General features: G+C 60.0%; 16 protein-coding genes. 14 read left to right on the top strand and 2 right to left on the bottom strand.

The genetic code is table 11. The features are described 5' to 3' along the window. The 8 genes from EDC25_RS14925 to EDC25_RS13880 all read left to right on the top strand — a co-directional run. Nucleotides 1-243: hypothetical protein (locus tag EDC25_RS14925; RefSeq protein WP_207905719.1), on the top strand; the 243-nt coding region annotated here is incomplete at its 5' end. Between the two features lie 211 nt (nucleotides 244-454). After that, complete coding sequence (locus tag EDC25_RS13910; RefSeq protein WP_240639614.1) at nucleotides 455-1720, top strand: site-specific integrase; 1266 nt, start codon at nucleotides 455-457, stop codon at nucleotides 1718-1720. Next, entirely contained in the window at nucleotides 1707-3290 is a 1584-nt protein-coding gene (locus EDC25_RS13905) for a site-specific integrase (RefSeq protein WP_123521434.1), read from the top strand. The genes EDC25_RS13910 and EDC25_RS13905 overlap by 14 nt, the downstream gene beginning before the upstream one ends. Continuing rightward, nucleotides 3283-5322, top strand: coding sequence for a hypothetical protein (locus EDC25_RS13900; protein ID WP_240639612.1), 2040 nt, complete (start codon nucleotides 3283-3285; stop codon nucleotides 5320-5322). The genes EDC25_RS13905 and EDC25_RS13900 overlap by 8 nt, the downstream gene beginning before the upstream one ends. Nucleotides 5323-5328: 6 nt before the next feature. Further along, nucleotides 5329-5781, top strand: coding sequence for a hypothetical protein (locus EDC25_RS13895; RefSeq protein WP_123521433.1), 453 nt, complete (start codon nucleotides 5329-5331; stop codon nucleotides 5779-5781). A 1650-nt stretch (nucleotides 5782-7431) separates the two neighbouring features. Then, nucleotides 7432-10374 (top strand): ATP-dependent helicase, encoded by a 2943-nt coding sequence (locus EDC25_RS13890; protein ID WP_123521431.1) that lies wholly within the window; start codon nucleotides 7432-7434, stop codon nucleotides 10372-10374. Next, complete coding sequence (locus EDC25_RS13885) at nucleotides 10371-12137, top strand: site-specific DNA-methyltransferase (RefSeq protein WP_123521430.1); 1767 nt, start codon at nucleotides 10371-10373, stop codon at nucleotides 12135-12137. The genes EDC25_RS13890 and EDC25_RS13885 overlap by 4 nt, the downstream gene beginning before the upstream one ends. After that, entirely contained in the window at nucleotides 12127-14811 is a 2685-nt protein-coding gene (locus EDC25_RS13880) for a TnsA endonuclease N-terminal domain-containing protein (protein WP_123521429.1), read from the top strand. Before EDC25_RS13885 ends, EDC25_RS13880 begins: the two co-directional genes overlap by 11 nt. 109 nt (nucleotides 14812-14920) lie before the next feature. On the opposite strand, the gene EDC25_RS13875 is transcribed toward EDC25_RS13880, so the two are convergent. After that, nucleotides 14921-15145, bottom strand: a complete 225-nt coding sequence (locus EDC25_RS13875) for a helix-turn-helix domain-containing protein (RefSeq protein ID WP_123521428.1) — start codon at nucleotides 15143-15145, stop codon at nucleotides 14921-14923. A gap of 82 nt (nucleotides 15146-15227) precedes the next feature. Between EDC25_RS13875 and EDC25_RS13870 the strand changes: the two genes are divergently transcribed. The 6 genes from EDC25_RS13870 to EDC25_RS13845 all read left to right on the top strand — a co-directional run bounded on the left by EDC25_RS13870 (nucleotide 15228) and on the right by EDC25_RS13845 (nucleotide 21367). After that, the gene (locus EDC25_RS13870; RefSeq protein WP_132577702.1) at nucleotides 15228-15536 is read left to right on the top strand and encodes a hypothetical protein; all 309 of its coding nucleotides are present in this window, start codon (nucleotides 15228-15230) and stop codon (nucleotides 15534-15536) included. 1029 nt (nucleotides 15537-16565) lie between these two features. Continuing rightward, on the top strand, nucleotides 16566-17252 hold the full coding sequence (locus tag EDC25_RS13865; RefSeq protein ID WP_123521426.1) for a hypothetical protein: 687 nt from the start codon (nucleotides 16566-16568) through the stop codon (nucleotides 17250-17252). After that, nucleotides 17249-18454, top strand: a complete 1206-nt coding sequence (locus EDC25_RS13860; protein WP_123521425.1) for a hypothetical protein — start codon at nucleotides 17249-17251, stop codon at nucleotides 18452-18454. The genes EDC25_RS13865 and EDC25_RS13860 overlap by 4 nt, the downstream gene beginning before the upstream one ends. Before the next feature lie 79 nt (nucleotides 18455-18533). Then, nucleotides 18534-20162 (top strand): choice-of-anchor Q domain-containing protein, encoded by a 1629-nt coding sequence (locus EDC25_RS13855; protein WP_132577700.1) that lies wholly within the window; start codon nucleotides 18534-18536, stop codon nucleotides 20160-20162. Nucleotides 20163-20165: 3 nt separating this feature from the next. After that, a complete protein-coding gene (locus EDC25_RS13850) occupies nucleotides 20166-20771 on the top strand; it encodes a hypothetical protein (RefSeq protein ID WP_132577698.1) in 606 nt (201 codons plus the stop codon). Between the two features lie 95 nt (nucleotides 20772-20866). Then, nucleotides 20867-21367, top strand: coding sequence for a hypothetical protein (locus EDC25_RS13845; RefSeq protein WP_123521422.1), 501 nt, complete (start codon nucleotides 20867-20869; stop codon nucleotides 21365-21367). Nucleotides 21368-21379: 12 nt separating this feature from the next. Here EDC25_RS13845 and EDC25_RS13840 read toward each other — a convergent pair whose 3' ends face one another. Then, on the bottom strand, nucleotides 21380-21637 hold the full coding sequence (locus EDC25_RS13840; protein ID WP_132577696.1) for a hypothetical protein: 258 nt from the start codon (nucleotides 21635-21637) through the stop codon (nucleotides 21380-21382). Nucleotides 21638-21793 lie beyond the last annotated feature (156 nt).

Here is a 21793-nt window from a genome sequence, read left to right as displayed (position 1 = left end):
GTTCGCACGTTCGTATCGGTGCGTTCTGATCTTCGCGTCAGACATTGCCGCGGCGCGGGCACAACAAAAAGCCCGGCATCGCTGCCGGGCTCCGGCCCCGTCCTTGGGGCCTTGATGTCGGGTCGTTGCCGGGATCGGACCGCGCTGGCGCGGTCCGGTTCCCTGACGACCGGGCCAACCGGAGCCGCGCAGGAGCGGGCGCCGATGGCGGACGACTTCGCCGACGACGACATTCCGTTCTGACGAACACCTTTTCTAGACTGTAGAGAAAAAGATTGCAGAAGCCCCGTTTTTACGGGGCTTCTCTTTATCTTCGACTGATTGCAGTGGTGAGAACGGCTGCTATAGTTCTCTACATGTAAGAACCGGTTAGAAAGGACGTGCGGTGGCCCGAATTTCAGTCCATGTATTTGGTCAGGGCGAGCGTGTCCCGATGCTTCACGATAGTCGGGGTATGCCGCTCTTCTATCCGACCCTCTTTGCGACGGCTCAGCTTCGCAACGCCGGTGCAGCGGTCAACACCATCCGGAACAAGCTGGCCGACATCGTTGTGCTCTTGCGTTGGGAGCGGTTGCGATCAAGAGACCTAATCGCAGAGTTCCGCGCCGGGCGCTTTCTCACAGTTGCCGACATCGTCTCATTGCGCGACTTTGCCAAGCTCGACATGCGTGCTCAGTCCGACTCGGAAGATGGAGACGCCGATTCCGGGGGGCGTGTTGTCGATTTCCTTGAGGCGAAAGTTGCGCCTGCCGCGTTGGAGCCTGTCATTGGCGGGCAGCAACACTTCAATCGATTGAGCACGATTGCCGACTACTTGGAGTTCGTGGCATCGGTTGTCACGCAGCACCGTCGCTCGGCTCAGATTGCCCAAGATGTGGCAGGGATGGCAAAGGCCATTCGAAAGCATCGCCCCCGTGGGTTGAAGCGGCAGGCCGGAGACGACGCTGATCTCCGATCTCCGCAGTCCGACTTGGTCGACAGATTTATGGCAGTGGGCTCGGTGGACGATCCGCGAAACCCCTTCAAGAATCCGGATGTCCGCCTTAGGAATGCAATTCTTTTCGGCCTCCTGAGATTCACCGGGATGCGCATCGGCGAGGTGCTGAGCCTGCGATTGGATCAGATCGACTTGGGCGATGAGCCAAAGGTGTGGGTGCGGCGAAATCAGGACGATGAGGGAGACTCCCGCCGCTACCAGCCAGTAGCCAAGACCAAGGAGCGCCTGCTCCCGATACCTCAAACCCTCGCAATCCAGATGGATCATTACGTTATGCGCATACGGGCCAAGATCGGCCAGGCGCGCCGGCATCCTTACCTGCTAGTTACGCATCACAAGGGCAGCGCGTTGGGTCAGCCGTTGTCTATCTCTGCGGTAAGCGCGCGTATCTTCGGTGCAATGCGCAAGGTCGATTCAGCTTTTGCCGGCGTACACCCTCATGCATTCCGGCATCACTTCAACTATGAGCTTTCAGTCAATATTGACCGGCATAACGCCCGAGTACGAGGTGTCGGCGATATGACTCATGCCTCCCTTGTCAGTGAATCCAAAGAGCTAGACATTCGCGCGTTTCTCAACGGGCAGAGAAGTAAGACCTCCGGTGCCGTCTACAACCGGCGACATACACGCGAGGCCAGTGAACGAGCAGCTCGGGAGGTCCAATTGGGTATTCATTCCTGTGCGCCAGTGATGACATGCAAGGACACAGATGAATCCAGCTAACCAGAATCGGGTACAGAGACGGGCTGCTGCTGACAGCTTGGTCCTTTCCAAGGACGGCTACAAGTTCAAGCCGTCTGATAGCCATTGGCAGCTGAACAAGGATGTGCGGATTTCCCTGGTGCTTCCAGGGCCAATCGACGCAGCAACCGAGGCGGGATTTCGATCAACCCTGATTCGGTACGCAGAGGAGGCGTCTGCCCGACACACTAGTAACATGGTAACAATGTTCAGGCGTTACTTGCGTGACACCGGTGCAACGCATGTTACGGAAACCGACCTCATAAACTGGCGAGCCAACCTAGGGATAGACAAGCAATGGAGATTGGGTGCCCTAAAGGGCTTTTTGCTAGCCTGGTACGACTATGGCTTTGAAGGAATGTCAAAGGAAGTTTCCGATCTGCTGGAAGGTTGGCGCATCGCCGGCAATGAGAAGGGCGCTGCGGTGGCCGGTGGCTGCCCTGAAACGGGCCCGTTTACGGATCTTGAGATGGAGGCCCTCTTCAATTGGGCGAACCAGGCTGTCGTACAAGGCGAGGTTGCTTTCGAGGACTATGCCTATCTGCTGGCCTTGGCCATGACGGCGAGGCGTCCAGTTCAAATTGCAGCGCTTCGTGGTAGAGACCTCGTGGAGGAGAGCAGCAAGGGCGGAGGTAAGCTTTACCGACTCGACGTGCCGCGGGCGAAGCAGCGCGGCAGTAAGTTCCGTGGTGCCTTCCGGTCCCTTCCCATTCTCGAAGATCTCTACTTGGTCTTGCGGAGTCTCCATCGCCAGTCTGTGGCGGCGATATCCGCGGCCGTCGGACAGGTGCTCGATCCAGAGCTGGCCAATGAAGTTCCGATCTTCCTCAACAGGGGGAGGCTGGGGAACATCACCGAAGTTGAAGAGCTAAGGGCATTCCTGTTTGGTGACACTCCCGATGTGCTCCATGCGACGACATCAAGCTTGGCGATTTCCTTACAGCGCTGCGGTAAAGCATCGCTTGCGCGATCAGAGCGTACCGGCGAGTTCATTCGTCTGTCGGCAAACCGTTTCCGACACACGCGCGGAACAAAGCTGCGGCGGGAAGGATTCGGCGCCCTCGTTATCGCTGAGCTGCTGGATCACTCGGACACCCAGAACGTCAGTGTATACACGAAGAACACGGCGCAAGAAGCCGTGATCATCGACAGACACATTGGAGCCCAATTGGCCCCGTTTGCGCAGGCCTGTCTTGGCCGACTGGTTCGCTCCGAGCGAGAGGCAATTCGCGGTGATGATCCTCGAAGTAGGGTGCCGAACAGCCGTCAGAACGCGGTCGGAACTTGCGGGAACTACGGTTTCTGCGCGAGCGGATTTCGAGCTTGCTACACCTGCTATCACTTTCAGCCGTGGATGCACGGACCTCACCGGGAGGTGCTCGAAGACCTGTACGCGGAGAAAGATCGTGCACGCGATGCTGGTTGCCCCGATGTCATCGTCAACGCCAACGATCAGCTGATTCTCGCTGTGGAGCATTGCGTACAGATTTGCGACGAGGCTAAGGCGCTGGAGGCAGTGGACTCCGGAATGATGGCATCTGACCATGGCTAACGTAGTCCAGTTCGTCCCGCGTGGTGACCGCGATGCCAAGGCGAATCTGGAAGAGTTCATTCGCATGGCGAAAGACGAGTTGACTGCCTTCGCCGACGGCGGCGCTTGGGCTAGTAACAAATGGCGGCAGGGTGACACCGTCATCGTGTTCGCAACTAAGACTGCGCATATGGACTCGTATTCGTACACGCCAATGGCCGAGCCCTTCATGGATTTTGCCAAGGCCTATGTGCGGTACTCCTTCAGCCACAAGCCGGTAAAGAGCCTGGCTGTAACAGGTCACGCGCTGCGTTGTATCGAGGCAGCACTCCAAAGCACTCCTGGGCCCGCCGAGGTCGGGAAGTTGAACGTGGCCTTGATGGATGTTTGTGCTTCCAAGTGCAGGGAATACTTCTCCAGCGAAGATGTGAAATACCAGACGGGGCGTGCACTGCAGAGGATTTTCGACTTTCTGAGGGAGAAGCGTCTTGTCCCCTCGTTGCCGGCTTGGAAGTCACCCTTCAAAAAACCCGTGATATTGACGGAGCACCTTGGAGATGCGGGTCGAATCTACAGAGAGGAAAAGCTCCCCTCCAATGAAGCCATGCTCGCTTTGGCTGACGTCTTTGCCCAGGCTGATGACGTGGAGACTCGCTACTTCTCGTCCATTCTGGTCTTGTTGATGGCAACACCGAGCCGCATCTCGGAGGTGATCGGGCTTCCCACGGATTGCCTTCAGTGGGAGGACGATCAGTCTGGAGTACCACAAATGTACCTGCGCTGGCGTGCAGCAAAAGGTGGGGGGGTGATGAAGAAATGGGTCGTACCTGTCATGCAGGACGCAGTGCAAGAGGCAGTGCGGCGACTGATCGAGATCGGAAAGCCAGCGCGGGATGCTGCTCGATTCGCCTTCGACAACCCCGACAAGTTTCTGAGTCATTCCAATTGCTTGGCCAATCCGGATCAGATCGGGGATCGTCCACTGACTCCTAATGAACTTTGCGCAGCAGTCGGGCTAAAGCCCCCGAAGAACGGAGGCCGCCTGCTCGACGGATCGCTAAGTTGGTGCCAGGTCAAAGCTGACGAGCGCATTCAGCCGCTGATAGCCACAGGTTCTGTTAGTTACTCCGACCTGGCAAAAGTCGTTCTGAACACCTACGCCGGGGATTGCTGGCCTTGTATCGATAATCGAGGTCTAGTCAAGACCTGGGAGGCGTTGTGCCTTCATCGCGAGAACGAGTTTCACAAGGAGTTCTCGGTGAAGCCGTTTTCCTGGACGCTTCCTAATGCCAATAGGGTGAACGAGCGTCTGTCTCCAGCGAGGGGTATGTCTCTTTTAGACCGGTATGGGTTCCAAAACACCGATGGAACCAGCTTTAAGCTGACCACACATCAGATCCGGCACTGGCTGAGCACGATGTGCGAAAGGGCCGGCATGGATGACTACACGCTTGCGCAGTGGGCGGGGCGGGCGAGAAGCGCGGACAATCGACATTACGACCATCGGTCTCCGGAAGAACAGCTGGAGGAAGCAAAGCACCTGCTCCCCTTCGAGCCTGCTCCCTTGCTGGAGCGGATCCAGCATCGCCAACCCGTTAGCTACCAGGAGCTTGGCGTCGATCGTCTGGGCACTGCCAAGGCCACGCTCTACGGCATGTGCGTCCATGACTACGCGATGGCGCCTTGTCAGAAAGAGCGCGAGTGCATGACTTGCCAGGAGCACGTGTGCATCAAGGGTGACCACGTTTCATTGGACCGGATCTGTTTGCTCGAAGCGCAGACCCAGCTCTTGCTCGAGAAGGCGCAGAAGGCGCGCGAGGAAGGCGATTTCGGTGCTGATCGCTGGGTCGACAACCACAAGTGGAAGCTGGCGCATGTTAGGGCGATGCGGATGGCGCTCGAACATCCACAGGTCTCTGATGGTTCTATCCTGCGAATTCCCGAGGGACATGATCCTTCACCGGTTCTTCGTGCGTTAATCGAGCTTGGCGTGGTGGAGACTCCGAGCCTTCAGGCCATCAATCCCAAAGTGATCCCGTCGAAGCTGGCCTGACGTCCGATGCCCAAGCAGATCATCACCAAAGCGACCCTGCCCAAGATCATGCGGGAGCTTGATCGCTGGGAAGGCAAACTGACCTGGCCGCTATTCTGTGAGCGCGTCGCCAAGGTGCTAGGCGTGGCGTCGATCTCGAAGCACACCATGTACCTGTACCCCGCCATCAAGGCGCGCTTCCAGCAACGTCAGAAGGACCTTCGTGAGGCGAGAGACGCACTCCCGAGGGACTACACGCTCGAGGCCGCCACCCGTCGAATCGCGGATCTGGAGGCGCAGGTCAAGCGGCTGGATGAGACCAACAGGTTGCTACTCGATCAGTTCCGTCGCTGGCAGTACAACGCCTTTGCAAATAATGTGCGCATGGAGCTGCTGGAGTTGGACAAGCCACTCCCGGAGGTCAACCGATCTGGGCGACGTCGCGAGAAGATTACCAAATCGAAGGGTAACAGGTATTAATAAACGTGTAGGATGTTCTTGGAATGGATTAAATTTCCTCTCTGCCTCGCTTAGGTGAGCGACGTCGATGGGTGAGGAATCTTCTGATGCCACGGGTGGGGACAGTTGGGATGCCACCGACAATGGCTACGAGGGTGGATCTCATCCAATGCCGCGCGCCCTGGAAGACGAAGGCGGCAGTCGAGCTGGCGACGCTGGAACGGGTGTCTTATTCAAAACGCAACATCGACTTGCGCCGATCGGCTATGTCCAGTCAGCGGAAGCTCAGGTAATCTACCGCCGGCGACTCGCAGAGCCGAGGTCGCTGAATCCGTGTAACCTGAACCAAACAACCTGGACGAAAGCCTACGCGTTTCGAATCACGCTGACACAAGAGTCTCTAGCTCTTCCTGTAGGGCACGGAGTACCTGATTGTCTCGTCTCCTACCATCGTGACCAGTATGCCGTTATTGCCGCTAGGCAGCTCAGGGAAATGAGTGGGCACTCGGTCGAGGGGCAGGTCTAAGTTGCGCGGCTGACCGGAATTCTCCTGAAGCAGCGCGGTGATATCGACTCCAGGTAGCGCCCAATCAGGGTTAGAGTCCCACGCCACCATGAATGCCAAGGGGTAGAACTTGAGCGTATAGACGAGCACGTTCCCATGCGTGGTTATCGCTGCATGACCAGCAGACACAAACTCCATATGATCTGGATATGGCCAGAGGTGGATGCGCGCGCCGTCAGGAAAAGAAAGGGTTCGGTCTAGAAAGTAGTTCCGCATTGCTACGACGTTGGGCGCGTTGACTGCCTGCGTCTCGTTTGAGGCGGCGAGTAGGTGACCTACAACTGCTCGCCCTAGAAGCGCTGGAGTGACTTGCACTGGAAGTTCCTTCGTCGCAATCCTCGATTGGATATGAGTGTCTACTCGTCGCGCCAGCGCAATCAATTCTGGGTCACACTGCGCTCCAAGTAGCCTGTTGTTGCAGTCCGCACAAAGCGTCCTAAACTTCACGCCTCGCTGAAACATCCTTCCACGCTGTTTCGCTACGGTCGAGGGGTTAGGTGCATATCCGAGATCGTATAGTAGACGCTGACCTATTCGAGGTGCTCCCTTGGGTGGAACATGATCTTCAGTTAGGTTGCCAAAGATGGCGCAAATTCTACATAGACCTTGCAGGGGGCCTCGGGCTGACATAACTGAGATTCGCTAGAATACTGGCTGCATAAGGTACTACAATACGGCATTGGGCTGGCGAGAATTACAAAATCGCGGCCGGTCGACGGGCCATCGGCATTTCGCCGATCCAATATTGGGGCCTTAGCGCCGCCGGTTATTGATGCTGATCACCTCGTAATTTGTGGCGGCGTTGGCTCCCTGAGCCCTTCACCGGATGCCGACTGTGCTCAAGTCGACCCATCCTGAGTGATATACGATGATGATCGAGCAATGTGCGGTGAAGCCAACACCCATGGTGCGCGGATTGTAGGGCCAGTCGAGCGAAGTCCTTACCATTGACGAGGTGGCAGTCCTATTTGAAGGCAGGAAGGCTGGCCGTCTATCAACTGGCCATTGTGAGGACGTTGCCGCCATTCAAGCTCGAAGGAACGGCGTTTTCGCCGAGGCGAGTGGATCGTTGAATTGCGAATGCATCAGCAAGGAGGCGGGGAAGGATGGAAGGTGGAGCTGGTGAATGGGGGAGCGTCGACAGTTCACAAAGCCCGGCCAACCCGCGGCAGCTTGAGGCCATCCTCGCTATTGACGGCCCGGTGCTTATCATCGCGGGCCCGGGATCGGGTAAGACCTTCACTCTGGTCGAGCGCATTGTCTATCTGATCAAGCACAAAGGTATCGCGCCGGAATCGCTGCTGGTCGTCACCTTTACCGACAAGGCCGCTCGCGAGCTGACTACGCGTATTTCCACCCGGTTGGCCGAGCTGAACATACAGTTCAACCTGAACGAGATGTACCTCGGCACCTTCCACTCCATTTGCCTGCGGATGTTGGAAGATTACCGCGAGTTCACCCGGCTCAAGCCCAGCTTTACGCTGTTCGACCAATTCGACCAGCAGTATTTCCTTTACCAGCACCTCAAAGACTTCCGTGCGCTGCCCGACGCCCAGCACATCATGGGCGATGACCAGACGGGCCGCTGGGCGCAGTCGGAGAGCCTGCTCAAGTGGCTCAACAAGGTCAGCGAAGAAGCGCTCGATGTGGCCAAGCTGGCAGTGGCCACTGAGGTGGAGATCCGTGCGCTGGCCGCCTGCTTTGCCAAGTACCAGGAGCTGCTACACGAGCACAACTCGCTTGACTTCTCCGGCATCCAGTACGAGGCCCTGCAACTGCTGGAAAAGCGTCCGGAGGTGCTGGCGCAACTGCAAGACAAGCTCACCCACCTGATGGTGGACGAGTACCAGGACACCAACACAATTCAGGAGCGCATCCTCCTGCTGCTGGCGGGAGAACGCCGCAATCTGTGCGTGGTGGGTGACGACGATCAGGGCCTGTACCGCTTTCGCGGGGCCACCATCCGAAACATTCTGGAGTTTCCGGCGCTATTCGATGACGGCCAGTGCAAGCAGGTCAAGCTCACCGTCAACTACCGCTCGCACCCGGACATCATCCGCTTCTATAACGAGTGGATGAAGGAGCAGCAGTGGGACGACGGTAAGCGCTCCTTCCGCTTCGCCAAGCAGATCATGCCGCGCGAGGACGATTTTCCGGACGTGCCCACGGCAGTGCGGCTGGCCGCCAGCGACGACAAGGGCGAAACCACCAACTGGCACGCCGAGGTGCTGGCCTTCCTGCACAGCCTGAAGGCGTCTGGCAAGCTGGCGGACTGGAATCAGGTGGCCTTCCTGTTCCGCTCGGTGAAGAACGAAAAGGTGGTAACGCTGGCGCGTTTCCTCGAAGCGCAGGGCGTGCCCGTGTTCTCGCCCCGCTCGAATATGTTCTTCGAGCGTGAAGAAATCCGCCTGATGATCGGTGCGCTGATCTTTCTGTTCCCGCAGTTCCCGAAGGTGCGCGCGTGGGCAGAAGGCGTGCATCTGGACATCTGGGACTACTACGACCAGCACTGCTTCAAGCCCTTCACCGACGAGCTGCGCAAGCCGGAGAACAAACCCCTGCTGGACTGGGCACGCCCGCTGGCCAAGCGCCACGCCGTGCTCACGCAGAACACCGACTACGCCTTCTCCGGCCTGTTCTACCAACTGCTCCAGTTCCCGCTGTTCTCGCGCTTTCTCACCGATGAGGCCGTGCAGGGCGTGGACAAGGGGCGCGCGGCGCGCAACCTCGGCACCTTCTCCAAGCTGCTCACCAAGTTCGAGTACCTGCATTTCGTCAGCGTGTTGAATCCGCAGTGGCTGGAGAAGAACATCCGCGACCTGTTCAACCAGTTCCTGCGCTTCCTGCAGGATGGCGGCATCGGCGAGTACGAGGACGAATCCGAGTACGCGCCCAAGGGTTGCGTGTCGTTCCTTACCATCCACCAGTCCAAGGGGCTGGAGTTCCCGGTCGTCGTCTGCGGCTCGCTGGAGGCGGTGCCGCGCAAGCAGTACGGCGAACTGGACGTGTTGCTGGAGGATGGCGGCTACCTCTCGAAGGAGCGCTTCGAGCCACTCGACCACATCAAGAACTTCGACTTCTGGCGGCTGTTCTACACGGCCTTCTCGCGTGCGCAGAACCTGCTGGTGCTGGCGGCGCAGGAGCGTCAAGGCCGAGGCCTGGGCAAGTCGCCCTCGAAGTATTTCGAGCGCCTGTTCTACGAGCTGCCGAGCTGGCGCGACGTTGACCTCTCGATGCTGACCTTCGAGGCCGTCAAACAGATCAACCTTAAGCGCGAATACTCGTTCACCTCGGACATCACCGTGTTCGAGAACTGCGCCGAGCAGTACCGCTTTTTCAAGGAGCTGGAGTTCGCCGCCATCCGGGAAAGTCCGATGCTGTTCGGTACGCTGGTTCACCAGACCATCGAGGACATTCACAAAACGGTGCTGCGCGGGGAGGAGTCCACCCTTAGCCGCGATACCATCGAAGGTTGGTTCTCGGCCAACTACGCCATGTTGTCGAAGAAGGAGCGCGTGTACCTTGCGCCCAGCTCGCAACAGGCGGCGCTGCTGCACGTGCTGCGCTACTACGAGCGCGAGAACGGCAACTGGGATCGCATCAAGGAAGCCGAGGTCGAGATCTCACTGGTCAAGGATCAGTACATCCTCAAGGGCAGCGTCGACCTGATCCGGGGTGAGCACGACACGGTCGAGATCATCGACTTCAAGTCGGAGAAGAAGCCCGACATGGAGAAGGATCGGGATCGGCTGCGCCAGTACCAGAGCCAGCTGGAGGTGTATGCCCATCTGGTCGAGGAGCGCACCGGCCAAAAGGTCAGCCGGATGCACCTGTACTACACCGGCGAGGACGGCGGGAACCCCTACGTTTCCTTCAGCAAGGACGACCGCGCCATCGGCAAGACCATCGCGCGCTTTGACGACATCGTGGCGCGCATCGAGCGGCAGGACTATCGCATGGCCGCACGCCCGGCCAAGCTGTGCCAGAGCTGCGACATGCGCGCCTACTGCGACAACAAGAACTGGAAATTCAGGAAAAACGACCAATGAGCAAGAACACCCCTGCGCAGGAGTCCCTGCAACTGGCCACGCCCGATGGTGGCACCACCCACGTCGAGAAATACGAGTTCGAGCCGATCAAGGGCTACCCGATGCTCAACTGGCGCGGCAAGCGCCCGTTCACCTCGACGCAGTACTACCCCGCGCAGCTGAAGGAAATCCACGGCGAAGAGGTGGACGGCTGGCGCAACAAGATCTTCTGGGGTGACAACCTGCAGGTGATGAGTCACTTGCTGAAGCAGTTCAGGGGCAAGGTTGACCTGATTTACATCGATCCGCCGTTTGATTCGAAGGCTGAGTACAAGAAAACAATAAAGACCAAGGGGCAGCAAGTCGAGTCTAGTCAAAACACCTTTGAGGAAAAGCAGTACTCCGACATTTGGACGAACGACGAGTATTTGCAGTACATGTACGATCGTCTCGTTCTCATGCGAGAGCTGCTTTCAGAGACGGGCAGCTTCTACTTGCATGTGGATCAGAACAAAGGTCATCTGCTTCGGTGCATTTGCGACGAAGTGTTCGGTGCCACGGCATTTCAGCGAGAGATTATTTGGCGGATCGGATGGATCTCCGGCTACAAGTCAGTCGCAAAGAATTGGATCAGAAATCACGATACTATTCTTTTCTACACAAAATCGAGCAATTTCACTTTCAATAAGGAATACATTCCCTATCCCGATGGTTATACGCGACGTGATGGAGGTGAGCCAACCGGGGCCGGTTACCCAATCGAAGACACCTGGAATTGCAGCGATCTGGATCGGCTCGATTCAATCCAAATCATGAGCTTCTCCGGGGAGAAGGTCGGATATCCTACGCAGAAGAACGAGAATCTGCTTAGTCGAATAATTCGCGCCTCATCGAAACCTGGAGATCTGGTATTCGACTGCTTCATGGGCTCCGGCACCACCCAAGCCGTTGCCATGAAACTCGGCCGCCGCTTCATTGGCGCGGACATCAATCTTGGCGCGATCCAGACGACCACCAAGCGGCTGATCAAGGTGGCTGAGGAATTGCGCCAGAAGCAGCTCGACCCCGACACCAAGTACTACACTGGCTTCGAGGTCTACAACGTCAATCACTACGACATCTTCCGTAACCCGGTGCAGGCCAAGGAACTTCTGCTTGAGGCTCTGGAGGTGCAAAAACTGGAATTCAGCACCGTGTTCGACGGCGAGAAGGACGGCCGCATGGTCAAGATCATGCCGGTCAACCGCATCGCCACGCGAGCCGACCTGAACGAGCTGATCGCGGGGTTCGACTACAAGGCCTGGGAGCGCAAGCAAAACGAAAGCCCGAACCGCCCGGTCGAGAAAATCACCCTCGTCTGCATGGGCCACGAGCCGACTTTGCGGGCAGAACTGGAACTGGCCGCCAAGCCCTTCAAGATCGACGTGGAGGTGGTGGACATCCTGCGCGACAAGGCCGATCTGGAGTTCAAGCGCGACTCGCAGGCCAAGGTGTCCATCAAGAAGGGCGAACTGGTCATCGAGAAGTTCTATCCGATGAACCTGCTGCAAAAGCTCTCTCTGCAAAAGGAAGCGGTCGAGGACTGGAAAGAGCTGGCCGAGTCGGTGCTGATCGACTGGAACTACGACGGCGCGGTGCTGCAACCGGCGGTGGTGGACATCCCTGGCAAGAACGAGATGGTCAAGGGCGCGTACAAAGTGCCCGACGATGCGGGCACCATCCGCGTGAAGATCACCGACCTGCTGTCGGAGTCGTGGGAAGGGAGCGTGGCCAATGGCGACTAAGCGCGTAGCCAAGGCGGTCAGCGCGTCGCTCGACTTCGCCTTCTTCCAGTTCCTCTGGCAGTTCTATCAGGCCAACCGGGGCACCATCCGCCAGCACTACAAGGAGCTGACCCGCAAGTTCCTCGACTTCAACAACCCGGATCGCAACCCCAAGGCCTTCCTGCGCCAGCCGCAGTTCGAGGCGCTGGAAACCTACGTCTTCCTCAAGGAGTTTCTCGGCAACGCCAAGGTCGAGGAAATCTTCCAGCAGTGGTTCGAGAAGCAAGGCCGCTTTGCCGACCGTGCCGAGGGCGGCGTGGTGTCGGGCAGCGCGGGCCAGGTCGGCCTGTTCGACACGATCACGCAGGATCAGTACAAGGCCGTGTTCGCGGCCATGCGCAAGAATTCACGCGCCTACCCGAACTACATCTTCGCGCTGACGATGGGTACCGGCAAAACCATCCTGATGGCGACCTGCATCTTCTACGAGTTCCTGCTGGGTAACAAGTTCGAGAAGGACGCGCGTTACTGCCACAACGCCCTGGTGTTCGCGCCGGACAAGACGGTGCTGCAGTCGCTGAAGGAAATCGAGTCGCTCGACCTGACGCGCGTGGTGCCGCCGGAGTACGTGAACTTCCTGACCACCCACCTGCGCTTCCACTACCTCGAAGAAGCAGGCACCTCGCTGGATACGCTGGACCGCTCGCGCTTCAACATCATCGTCTCGAACACGCAGAAGATCATCCTCAAGCGCCAGCACAAGGAAAAGACCTCCGTCGACAAGCTGTTCGGCGCGACCGGCGAAACCCTGGCCGCCACCGGTGTCTATGCCGAAGCCGCCGACCTCTACAACTTCGACCAGCCGGAAGAGGAAGGCGAGCTGACCACCAACCAGCGCTTCGAGAAACTGCGTCGCTTGGAGCAGCTGGGTATCTACGTGGACGAGGCGCACCACGCCTTCGGCAAGGCGCTGGCCAAGGACATGGGCCTGGGCACCAAGGAAACCGACACCAGCCTGCGCACCACCATCGACATCCTCGCCGCCAGCCTGAACGCGGCGGGCACCCGGGTGGTGGCCTGCTACAACTACACCGGCACGCCCTACGTGGGGCGCGAGGTGTTGCCGGAGGTGGTCTACGCCTACGGCCTCAAGGAGGCCATCGACAAGGGTTTCCTCAAGAAGGTGACCCTGCACGGCTACGCCAACACCCGCACCGACGAGTTTGTCGACATCTCCATCGACAATTTCCTGAAGGAGTCTGGCGAGCTACGCCCGGAAGGACTGCTCCCCAAGCTGGCGTTTTTCGCAGCCACCGTGGAAGAACTGACGGAGGAACTGAAGCCCGCCGTCGAGCGCGCGCTGCTCAAACACGGCATTCCGACCTCGCGCATCCTTGTCAACGTGGGCGACAGTAAGATCACCACCAACGACGACATCCGCGAGTTCAACCGGCTGGATACCGAAAGCTCGGAAAAGCAGTTCATCCTGCTGGTCAACAAGGGACGCGAAGGCTGGAACTGCCGCTCACTGTTTGGAGTGGGCCTTTTCCGCGAACCCAAGTCCAGGGTGTTTGTCCTGCAGGCCACGATGCGCTGCCTGCGCGCCATCGGCGAGGCGCAGCACACCGGCCACGTCTTCCTCTCAGACGCCAACCTCAACACGCTCAATGACGAGCTGCAGCAGAATTTCCGCATCAGTGCCAACGAGATGCAGAGTATCGGCAAAGACAAGGAGCGCGTGGAAGTGCGTGTGGTGGAGCCACCCGTCAAGATCAAGCTGGTGCGCGTGCGCAAACAGTACCAGATGCGCGAGAAGCAACTGTTGGCGGGGCACGAATTGATGCCTGAGTGGGCGGATAAGCAGAAGTGGGGCGAGCTGATCGAGAAGTACCGCTTGATCGAAACGCAGCAGGACGGGCTGACCGCCGCTGACGCGGCGCGTGCCTCCAGCAGTCGCACCTTCGACCTGACTGCCCGCCGCGAGAAGCGCACCTTCTCGACGATGACGCTGGTGGCCGAGGTGTCCCGCTATCTAAATCGAAACCCTCTGGAGATCGAGGATCTGCTCGACGCGACCAAAGAAGGCACCGATGAACTGGTGGCCATCGCCAACGAGTTCAACGAACTACTCTACGACGAAATCATCCCGCGCCTGTTCCGCCAGCTCTACGATCTGGACGAATTTCAACAAACCGAGGAGCACGAGGTCGATCTGATCAAGGTGCCCGCGAACGGCTTCTACGAGGTGTCGGCGGCCAAGGACAAGATCGTGCTGATGCACGATGCGCGGATCAAGGACGAGGAGCGCGCAAAGAGCTTCCACCTCGACACCTATTGCTTCGACTCCGGCTCGGAGAACTGGCTGTTCTGGGATCTGCTGCGCGAGCAGCGCGTGAAGAAGATCTACTTCACCGGGATGTTGACCCACGGCCGGTCCGACTTCTTCATCCAGTACATCGACCCGGATTCGCGCACCGTGCGCAGCTACTACCCAGACTTCATCTTCCAGCGCGAGGAGCCGGACGGCAGCCTGAAGTACGTGATCGTCGAGGTGAAGGCCGATAACCAGATAGAGGACGCCGTGGTGCAGGCAAAAAAGGACTTCGCCCAGCAGGTCGCAGTGGCAAGTGGGATGGAGTATCGGCTTATGAAGTCCACGGACGCCGACAGGCGGCACTACAGGTTGCTTCTATAGACGAATGCTGCTCAATGTGAACCGCTGCGGTTTCCGCGGAGCGAGCGAGCGCCTCGTCGAGGTCGGGCACTCCAGGCACCCTGAAGGGCTTGCGGGACGGTTGGTTACGTCATACTCCCGCCTCCAAGCAGACGACTGATAGCGTTACGCCAAGCCCTTGGCTGACTCGAAGTAAGGTGGAGAGCTGTAGATTTTTCTCGCCGCGCTCAATCGCGCTGTAGTACGTCCGGTGCATCTCGATCATGTCCGCGAATGCCTCCTGGCTGACATTGAGTGCTTCGCGACGGGCTCTGATCGCAGACCCGAGGCGGTTCATGACTTCGTCCGGTTTCATGGCGGGCACCGTAAGGTGGCGCCACTTTCAGCTCTACAGCCATACAGGTAGACTACCTATAGGTAGCGCCCCAGGAGGCATGATGCTTTCGATCATCGATTCCGAAACTGGCCTGGCCATACAGGTACCAATAGCGGTGCATGTCGAGTGTGCTTTTCGACGGCAGATAATGGCGCTCCAAGGTTCTAAGGCAAACGACTTTGCAGAGCGGCTCGCCCCGCTGCTGAGCAAGGCCCTCGTCAATGCGATGGATCCGGAGTCCAAGCCGCCTACTGAACAGGAGATCAGGCAAGCAGCGATCGTCTCCGCCAAGTCTGGCGTCGCCGTGCCACAGGAGGCATGGAGTTCGAAAGTTCTGCTCCGAGAGTTTATGGCGAAGAATCTGACGTAGTACAGCACTTGCTTTCTATTTCGGGCTTGACTGCCTGCACCGACTGGGTAAAGATCGGTTAAATGTCCTCTACCGGACATCGCACGCCGGCAGATACGGCGCATCATGAAGTGCCTCATCGCTGAGGCGAAGCAATTGTTTCATTGGCCTGTTCAGGCTAACGAAGATCCGCTGGTCCCGAGACTAGCCGGCATCAAAGGCGAGCCAAGCGATTTTTCAGGTCCGCCATCTCCTTGGCTGAAATTCAGTTTTCGTTCAGATCATTGAACTGTTCTGACTTCTGCTTGGATAGTTAAAAAACCGGTGCAAATTCCGCCGGAATCCCCGCTATCTCTACAGTTTGCTCGGCATCGGTCGCGATAGAAACGCGTAAGTATTTGACATCAAAGGATTAATTATGTTTCATCCTGCATGTTCGTGTGCACAACCATTTTAGCGAACACATCACGCCATCCTGGCGAGAAAGGTTCGAGAAGGGCCCCGCATGGCGGGGCCCTTCCGTTTTCATGGGTGGGAAGGCGAATGCGCCGGTGCGCCATCCGGTGCAGGGAGCGGGGACCTTGCCTCCTGGCCGGGGGCCGCCGCGGCATCGGGAGTGCCGGGCGGACGGACGAGCCGGAGCGGGCCCGGCGCCTGCGGCGATTCGTCGCCCGCGCAGATGCACGCCGTCATCGCCTTTGCCGGGCGGGCGTCTCCTGGCCGGGCGGGTATTCGTCTGGACCAGGCCGCACGGGGGCACGTGTCCCGTTGCCGAGACGGCAGTCGCGGCCCTGCGACGGCACGCCAACGTCAGCGCACGCAAGTCCTTGAATCGAAGGGGCGCGGAAACTGGCACGCCACCTGCGATGCGATTCGCATCAATGCCGGGGCGGTCCGCCGCCATCCTTCGCCCGAGCCGGTGGGTGGCGTTCACAGGCATGACCGAACGCCGCATGGGATGGGCGGCGACCGCCGCGCCCGATGTGGACGCCGATCCGGAGTCCGCGATGGCCGTTCCGGCCAGCCCGTTCAAACAAGGAGAGCCGATCCGTGACCCCGCGCAAAACGCACCATCCGCTGATTGCCGCCCTGCTGGCACTGCTGTCTGTCCCGCACGCGGGCGCCGCGACGATCGTGGTCACGACGCACGCCGATGCCAATCCGTCAGTCACCGATGGAGAATGCTCGTTGCGCGAGGCCCTGGCCAACGCGCGCGCCGACTCGGCCCAGTTTCCCGATTGCGCCCCGGGCACCGGCGATGACGAGATCACGTTTGACGAAAGTCTGTTCCGCCTTGGCAACCTGTTCACGGTAACAATCAACCTGGTAGGCGGGCTTTCTGCCAGTTCCACCTCGGGTCCGGCGCACGCCCTTGCGATCCGGCCACCACCCCCGGTGGGTCCCTATACACCGCGAGTACGGCTCGTGGCATCGCCCGAGTCACCCCATACCGTCATGTCGGTGAGATCCACGGCGGCGCCTTTCACCCTGGAGCGCATCAACATTGAAGGTGGTCGCGGAATCACGGGCGGTGGCATCAACCTCGAAAGCCAGAGAGCCACCTTCGACAACGTCCACTTCATTGGCAACCGGGCCGATGGGTCAGGTGGAGGGGCACTGATGCAGCGCTATGGCGCCGGTGAGACGTTCTCCCCACGGCCACGCCGTTCGTACTGGAGCGGACCAACATCGAGGGCGGTCGCGGCTTGGGCGGCGGCGGTGGTATTCGCCTCATGAGCGACGATGCCACCTTCGAATCGGTCCACTTCATCGACAACCAGGCCGACAGCGGTGGCGCGCTGGGCCAGCTGTACGGCAATGGCAACCTGCGCATCAGCAATGGCCTGTTCCAGGACAACCATGCGGCGGATGGCCGCGGCGGAGCCATCGAGCTGGGTTCGATAAATCCGGCGCATCAGGTATCCATATTCAACACCAGCTTCATCGGCAATCAGGCCGGCAGCGATGGCGGTGCCATCCTTTTCGAGGTAGCCGAAGGCTTCAGCGGCATGGGCACGCCCTTGCTCGATATCGCCTATAGCCGGTTCGTGGACAACAGCAGCGGCAGGAACGGTGGCGGCCTCTTCGCCGCAGCGGGTTTCAATGTCAACCAGCGCATGCAGGTGCAGATCAGCGACAGCCTGTTCCGGGGCAATCAGGCCAACAGCGGCTTGGGCGGCGGTGTACGCGTGGAAGGTTTCAGCGCATCCCAAGCTGGCCAGACCCGCGTTCACATCCAACGCAGCAGTTTCATCGACAACCGCGCCGCCGACGGCGGTGGCGGCGGCCTGGTCGGCTCGAACCTGGATATGCACGTCGAAAACAGCCTGTTCGCGGAAAACCATGCCCTCGTTTCCGGTGCCGGCCTGATCCATGGTGCTTCCGACGTTGATTCGCCGCCCCGCACGCTGACGTTGATCGGCAACAGCTTCCACCGGCAGACGCAGACTTACAGCGTGCCAGGACGCAGCCTGTATCTGCTGTTGCCGCCGGACGCAAGTGGCTGGACATTGACGTTCTCAGGAAACCTGTTCGACCCAGCCTCCAATTCGTCGGGCAGCGACGAGTGCTTGATCGGTTTCATCGAAAGTGGCAGCACACAGCCGCCGACGCTTCAGGGGGGCGACAACCTTTCGCCGGAGGCCAGTTGCCTGTTCCTCGGCGCGACGGATATCCAGGCCAACCCGATGGTGGCGGCCAGCGACAGCGGCAACGCGCTGAAGCCGCTGCTGTTGCTGCCGCAGCCCGGCAGCCCGGCCATCGACGCCTGGCCTGCGGACGCCTGCACGAATCATCTGGAGCAGCCCCTCACAGGCGATCTGCGCGATGCGCCGCGCCCCGCCGATGGTGACGCCTCCGGGGTTGCCGATTGCGACATCGGCGCTTTCGAGCTCCCCGCGGTCATCGCCGATCCCATCTTCGCCAACAGCTTCGAGTAAGTCGCCCGTCCCGTTCAAGGAGGACCTTGCCATGCCCCTGACATCCTCGATGCACCGCCCGCTACTGGTCATCCTCGCCATGCTGGCGATGCTGCCGTGCCACGCCGCCACGATCACCGTCACTACCGTCGCAGACAACAGCCCACCGATCACCAATGGCGTGTGTTCGCTGCGCGAAGCGCTGGCCAATGCCAGCAACGATGCGGCCACCTACCCCGACTGTCCGGCAGGCACGGGCGATGACGTGATCACGTTCGGCAATCACCTGTTCACCGCCGGCAACCAGTACACGGCCACGATCAATCTGGCAGGCAGACTGGTCGCTGGCACACCCACCGGCACGGCACGCTCACTGGTGATCCGGCCGCCCCTCCCGGCGGGCGGCAACTCACCTCGCGTGCGCCTGGTGGCCTCGACCGGCTTGCCGTACGCCATTCTGGACATTCTGCCCACGGCCAAGCCGTTCACGGCGGAGCGGATCAACATCGAGGGTGGGCGGGGTTCAAACCGGGGCGGTGGCGTCCGGCTCCTCAGCGAGGACGCGACGTTCAATGGCGTCCACTTCCTCGAAAACGAGGCCAAGGGCGGTGGCGCGCTGCACCAGTTGAACGGCAACGGCAAGCTGCGCATCGTCGACAGCCTGTTCCTGTTCAACATCGCGATGGAAGGCATTGGCGGAGCCATTCTGTTGGAGTCGACAAACCCGGCGCATCAGGTCTCAATCGTCAACTCGCGCTTCCAATCCAACCATGCCTACCAACACGGCGGCGCCATTGGTTTCAGTGTCAACACGAGCTTCAGCGGGTCCGATACGCCCTTGCTGGAAATCGTTCGCAGCCAATTCGATCGAAACACCAGCTACGGGGCCGGGGGTGGCGTTTACGCCTCTGCCGAGGCCAACGCCGACCAGCGTATGTCGTTGCGGATACACGACAGCCTTTTCTGGAGCAACGAGTCCGACGCCGGAGGCAACGGCTTGTTCGCAAGCGGTCACCCGCTGGACGACCAGGGCAGCGTGGAGATCCTGCGCAGCAGTTTCATCAACAACACATCGCCCGAAAACACCAGCGGCGGCGGTGTTTTCGCCCGGGACCTGCATCTTTACACCGAGAACACGCTGTTTGCAGGGAACAGGGCCAGATCTGGCGGCAGCCTGGCCTACTACGCCAGCGCCAGTTCGCTCCCGCGCACGCTGACCCTGATCGGCAACAGCTTCCAGCGATATACGCTGACCGGCACTCAATCCGGGCGCTTCCTGTACCTGCAGCTGCCGGCCAATGCCAGCGCCTGGGAGTGGACGTTTGCCGGCAACCTGTTTGACGCGCCGCCTGCCGAGAACTGGTGCGTCCTGCTGGGCGGCCTTAACCAGCTTCCGACGCTCCGCGGCGGCAACAACCTTTCGTCGGAATCCAGTTGCCTGTTCCTCGGCGCAGCAGATATCCAGGCCAACCCGATGACGGAACTGCGCAACAGCGACAACCCGCTCACGCCGCTGCTGTTGCTCCCGCAACCGGGCAGCCCGGCCATCGACGCCTGGCCTGCGGAAACGTGCACGAATCACCTCGATCAGCCGCTTGACCACGACCTGCGCCACGCACCGCGGCCCATTGATGGCGACAACACCGGCACGGCGGACTGCGACATCGGCGCGTTCGAGCTGACGTCGGCCGACACCGACCCCATTTTCGCCGACGGCTTCGAGGACTGAGCCATGACCATACGGGCGCCACTGACCTTGTTGTTGACACTGATGGTTGCCGCACCAGTCACTGCCTCCCGCCGCGACGAGGTACATGCACGGCACGTGGAACAGGCGCGCCAGTTGCGCCAGTTCTATCTGGATCGCGGCTTCATGGCGACATTGCCGGATGCCCGAGACGGGCGCGCGCTGGGCGTGGCTGGCGCGCGCCGCAGCACTTTCGGTCTTTCCGGTGCGCCGAGCATCAGCGGCGAACTGCGCATCGAGCGGCTGGAGGGTCGGATGCGCCTGAGCCTGCTTCGTACCCGTGACGCCTTGAAATACGGACGCACCGCGCGGGTGTCGGGCACGGCCTCGGTGACGCAAGGTCGTCTGCTTGTGTACAGCCGCATGACGGCCGACCCGTGGAACATGGCGCGGGCACTGCTGGATACCGCCTCCAGCCGACCACCTCCTGAGGATTTCCGGTTGGAGGGTTGGACAGTGACCGAGATTCCAGCGGGCCAGACCATGGCCTTCAATGCGCAACTGCTCACCATGGGCGGGGATTACATGCTGGTGCTGGAAGCCCCGGATGGCGTGGCGGAGGGCATCCGGCTGGTGCTGGACGGGCGCTGAGAGGCGATCGAGCCGCTGCCAGTCATTTTTGAGTTGTTCAATCACAAGGAGGGTTCAACATGAAGCGATATCGGATGGGTTTGTGTGCAATGGCAATGCTTGCCCTGACGCTGGGCGGCTGCGGTTCCGGCGGAATGGAACTGGTGGTGGATGGCTTCGCCAGGGAATTCTCGCCGCAGGCGGCCTTCGTGACCGCCAATTCCTCTGGCGGGCATTCCATCCAGATCGTCAACTACCCGGTAACGATGGGTGAGACCTACGACTACGAAAAGATCCGCGCGACGCAGAACGGCCAGTACCGGGTCGACCTGTCACTGGTGAAGGAATCAGCCAGCGAAAAGCGGCCGCTGTTGCCGGGCGAGTACCTGCCACAACCGAACAACCAGACACCGCGCGACAAGCTGGTGCGGGTGACGATCTATGGCGGCGTCGAGGGTACCGAACAGCGGCTGGCGGAACTGGACTACAGCGCCGAACTCAAGGGTGCACTGAACATTCTTTCCGTGGATGGCGAGACGGCACGTGTGCGCATTGAGGCGCAAGGCGGCAATTTGACATCGGTGGCCGGGGAGTTCCAGGCTCGGTTGTTGCGCTGAGTGGATGCGCGTTCAGTTGAGGCCATTGCCGCCGGTTTCCGCCGCCTGCACGGCCTGCGCCAGCGCCTGGGTGCGGTAGTAGCCGGGCGACCAGGCGCGCGCCACGGCCAGCATGCGGCCGGCGGTGGCCAGATCGCGGCTCTCGATGGCGAGGTGGCCGGCAAGTATGGCCGCTTCGGCTTCGATGTCGCTGGCACCGACGCTGCGGGCGCGCCGCACCGTTTCCAGCAGCAAGGCCAGCGCGTCATCACGCTGATCGCGCGCGGCCATCCACTGGGCACGGACCATGGCGTGGCCGCGTATAGGAAGTTCAAACGCCCTTTTCGGGCAGTCTGCTGGGTAGGCGGCGGTCGCGCAAGCCCCGTTTTGGGCACGGATCGGACGTCTGTGAGTGGGATTTCGGCATCGCGGGGCCACGCAGCGGCG

Source organism: Pseudofulvimonas gallinarii (assembly GCF_004343305.1).
Lineage (GTDB): Bacteria > Pseudomonadota > Gammaproteobacteria > Xanthomonadales > UBA2363 > Pseudofulvimonas > Pseudofulvimonas gallinarii.
The sequence above is the reverse complement of the archived record's forward strand: the minus strand, read 5'-3'. Positions and strand labels throughout refer to the sequence as shown.

What these genes read in the sequence shown, in the direction of transcription:
- EDC25_RS13910 (WP_240639614.1), top strand. Translation starts at nt 455, where the DNA reads ATGCCGCTCTTCTATCCGACCCTCTTTGCGACGGCTCAGCTTCGCAAC.
- EDC25_RS13905 (WP_123521434.1), top strand. Translation starts at nt 1,707, where the DNA reads ATGAATCCAGCTAACCAGAATCGGGTACAGAGACGGGCTGCTGCTGAC.
- EDC25_RS13900 (WP_240639612.1), top strand. Translation starts at nt 3,283, where the DNA reads ATGGCTAACGTAGTCCAGTTCGTCCCGCGTGGTGACCGCGATGCCAAG.
- EDC25_RS13895 (WP_123521433.1), top strand. Translation starts at nt 5,329, where the DNA reads ATGCCCAAGCAGATCATCACCAAAGCGACCCTGCCCAAGATCATGCGG.
- EDC25_RS13890 (WP_123521431.1), top strand. Translation starts at nt 7,432, where the DNA reads ATGGAAGGTGGAGCTGGTGAATGGGGGAGCGTCGACAGTTCACAAAGC.
- EDC25_RS13885 (WP_123521430.1), top strand. Translation starts at nt 10,371, where the DNA reads ATGAGCAAGAACACCCCTGCGCAGGAGTCCCTGCAACTGGCCACGCCC.
- EDC25_RS13880 (WP_123521429.1), top strand. Translation starts at nt 12,127, where the DNA reads ATGGCGACTAAGCGCGTAGCCAAGGCGGTCAGCGCGTCGCTCGACTTC.
- EDC25_RS13875 (WP_123521428.1), bottom strand. Translation starts at nt 15,145, where the DNA reads ATGAAACCGGACGAAGTCATGAACCGCCTCGGGTCTGCGATCAGAGCC.
- EDC25_RS13870 (WP_132577702.1), top strand. Translation starts at nt 15,228, where the DNA reads ATGCTTTCGATCATCGATTCCGAAACTGGCCTGGCCATACAGGTACCA.
- EDC25_RS13860 (WP_123521425.1), top strand. Translation starts at nt 17,249, where the DNA reads ATGAGCGACGATGCCACCTTCGAATCGGTCCACTTCATCGACAACCAG.
- EDC25_RS13855 (WP_132577700.1), top strand. Translation starts at nt 18,534, where the DNA reads ATGCTGGCGATGCTGCCGTGCCACGCCGCCACGATCACCGTCACTACC.
- EDC25_RS13850 (WP_132577698.1), top strand. Translation starts at nt 20,166, where the DNA reads ATGACCATACGGGCGCCACTGACCTTGTTGTTGACACTGATGGTTGCC.
- EDC25_RS13845 (WP_123521422.1), top strand. Translation starts at nt 20,867, where the DNA reads ATGCTTGCCCTGACGCTGGGCGGCTGCGGTTCCGGCGGAATGGAACTG.
- EDC25_RS13840 (WP_132577696.1), bottom strand. Translation starts at nt 21,637, where the DNA reads ATGGCCGCGCGCGATCAGCGTGATGACGCGCTGGCCTTGCTGCTGGAA.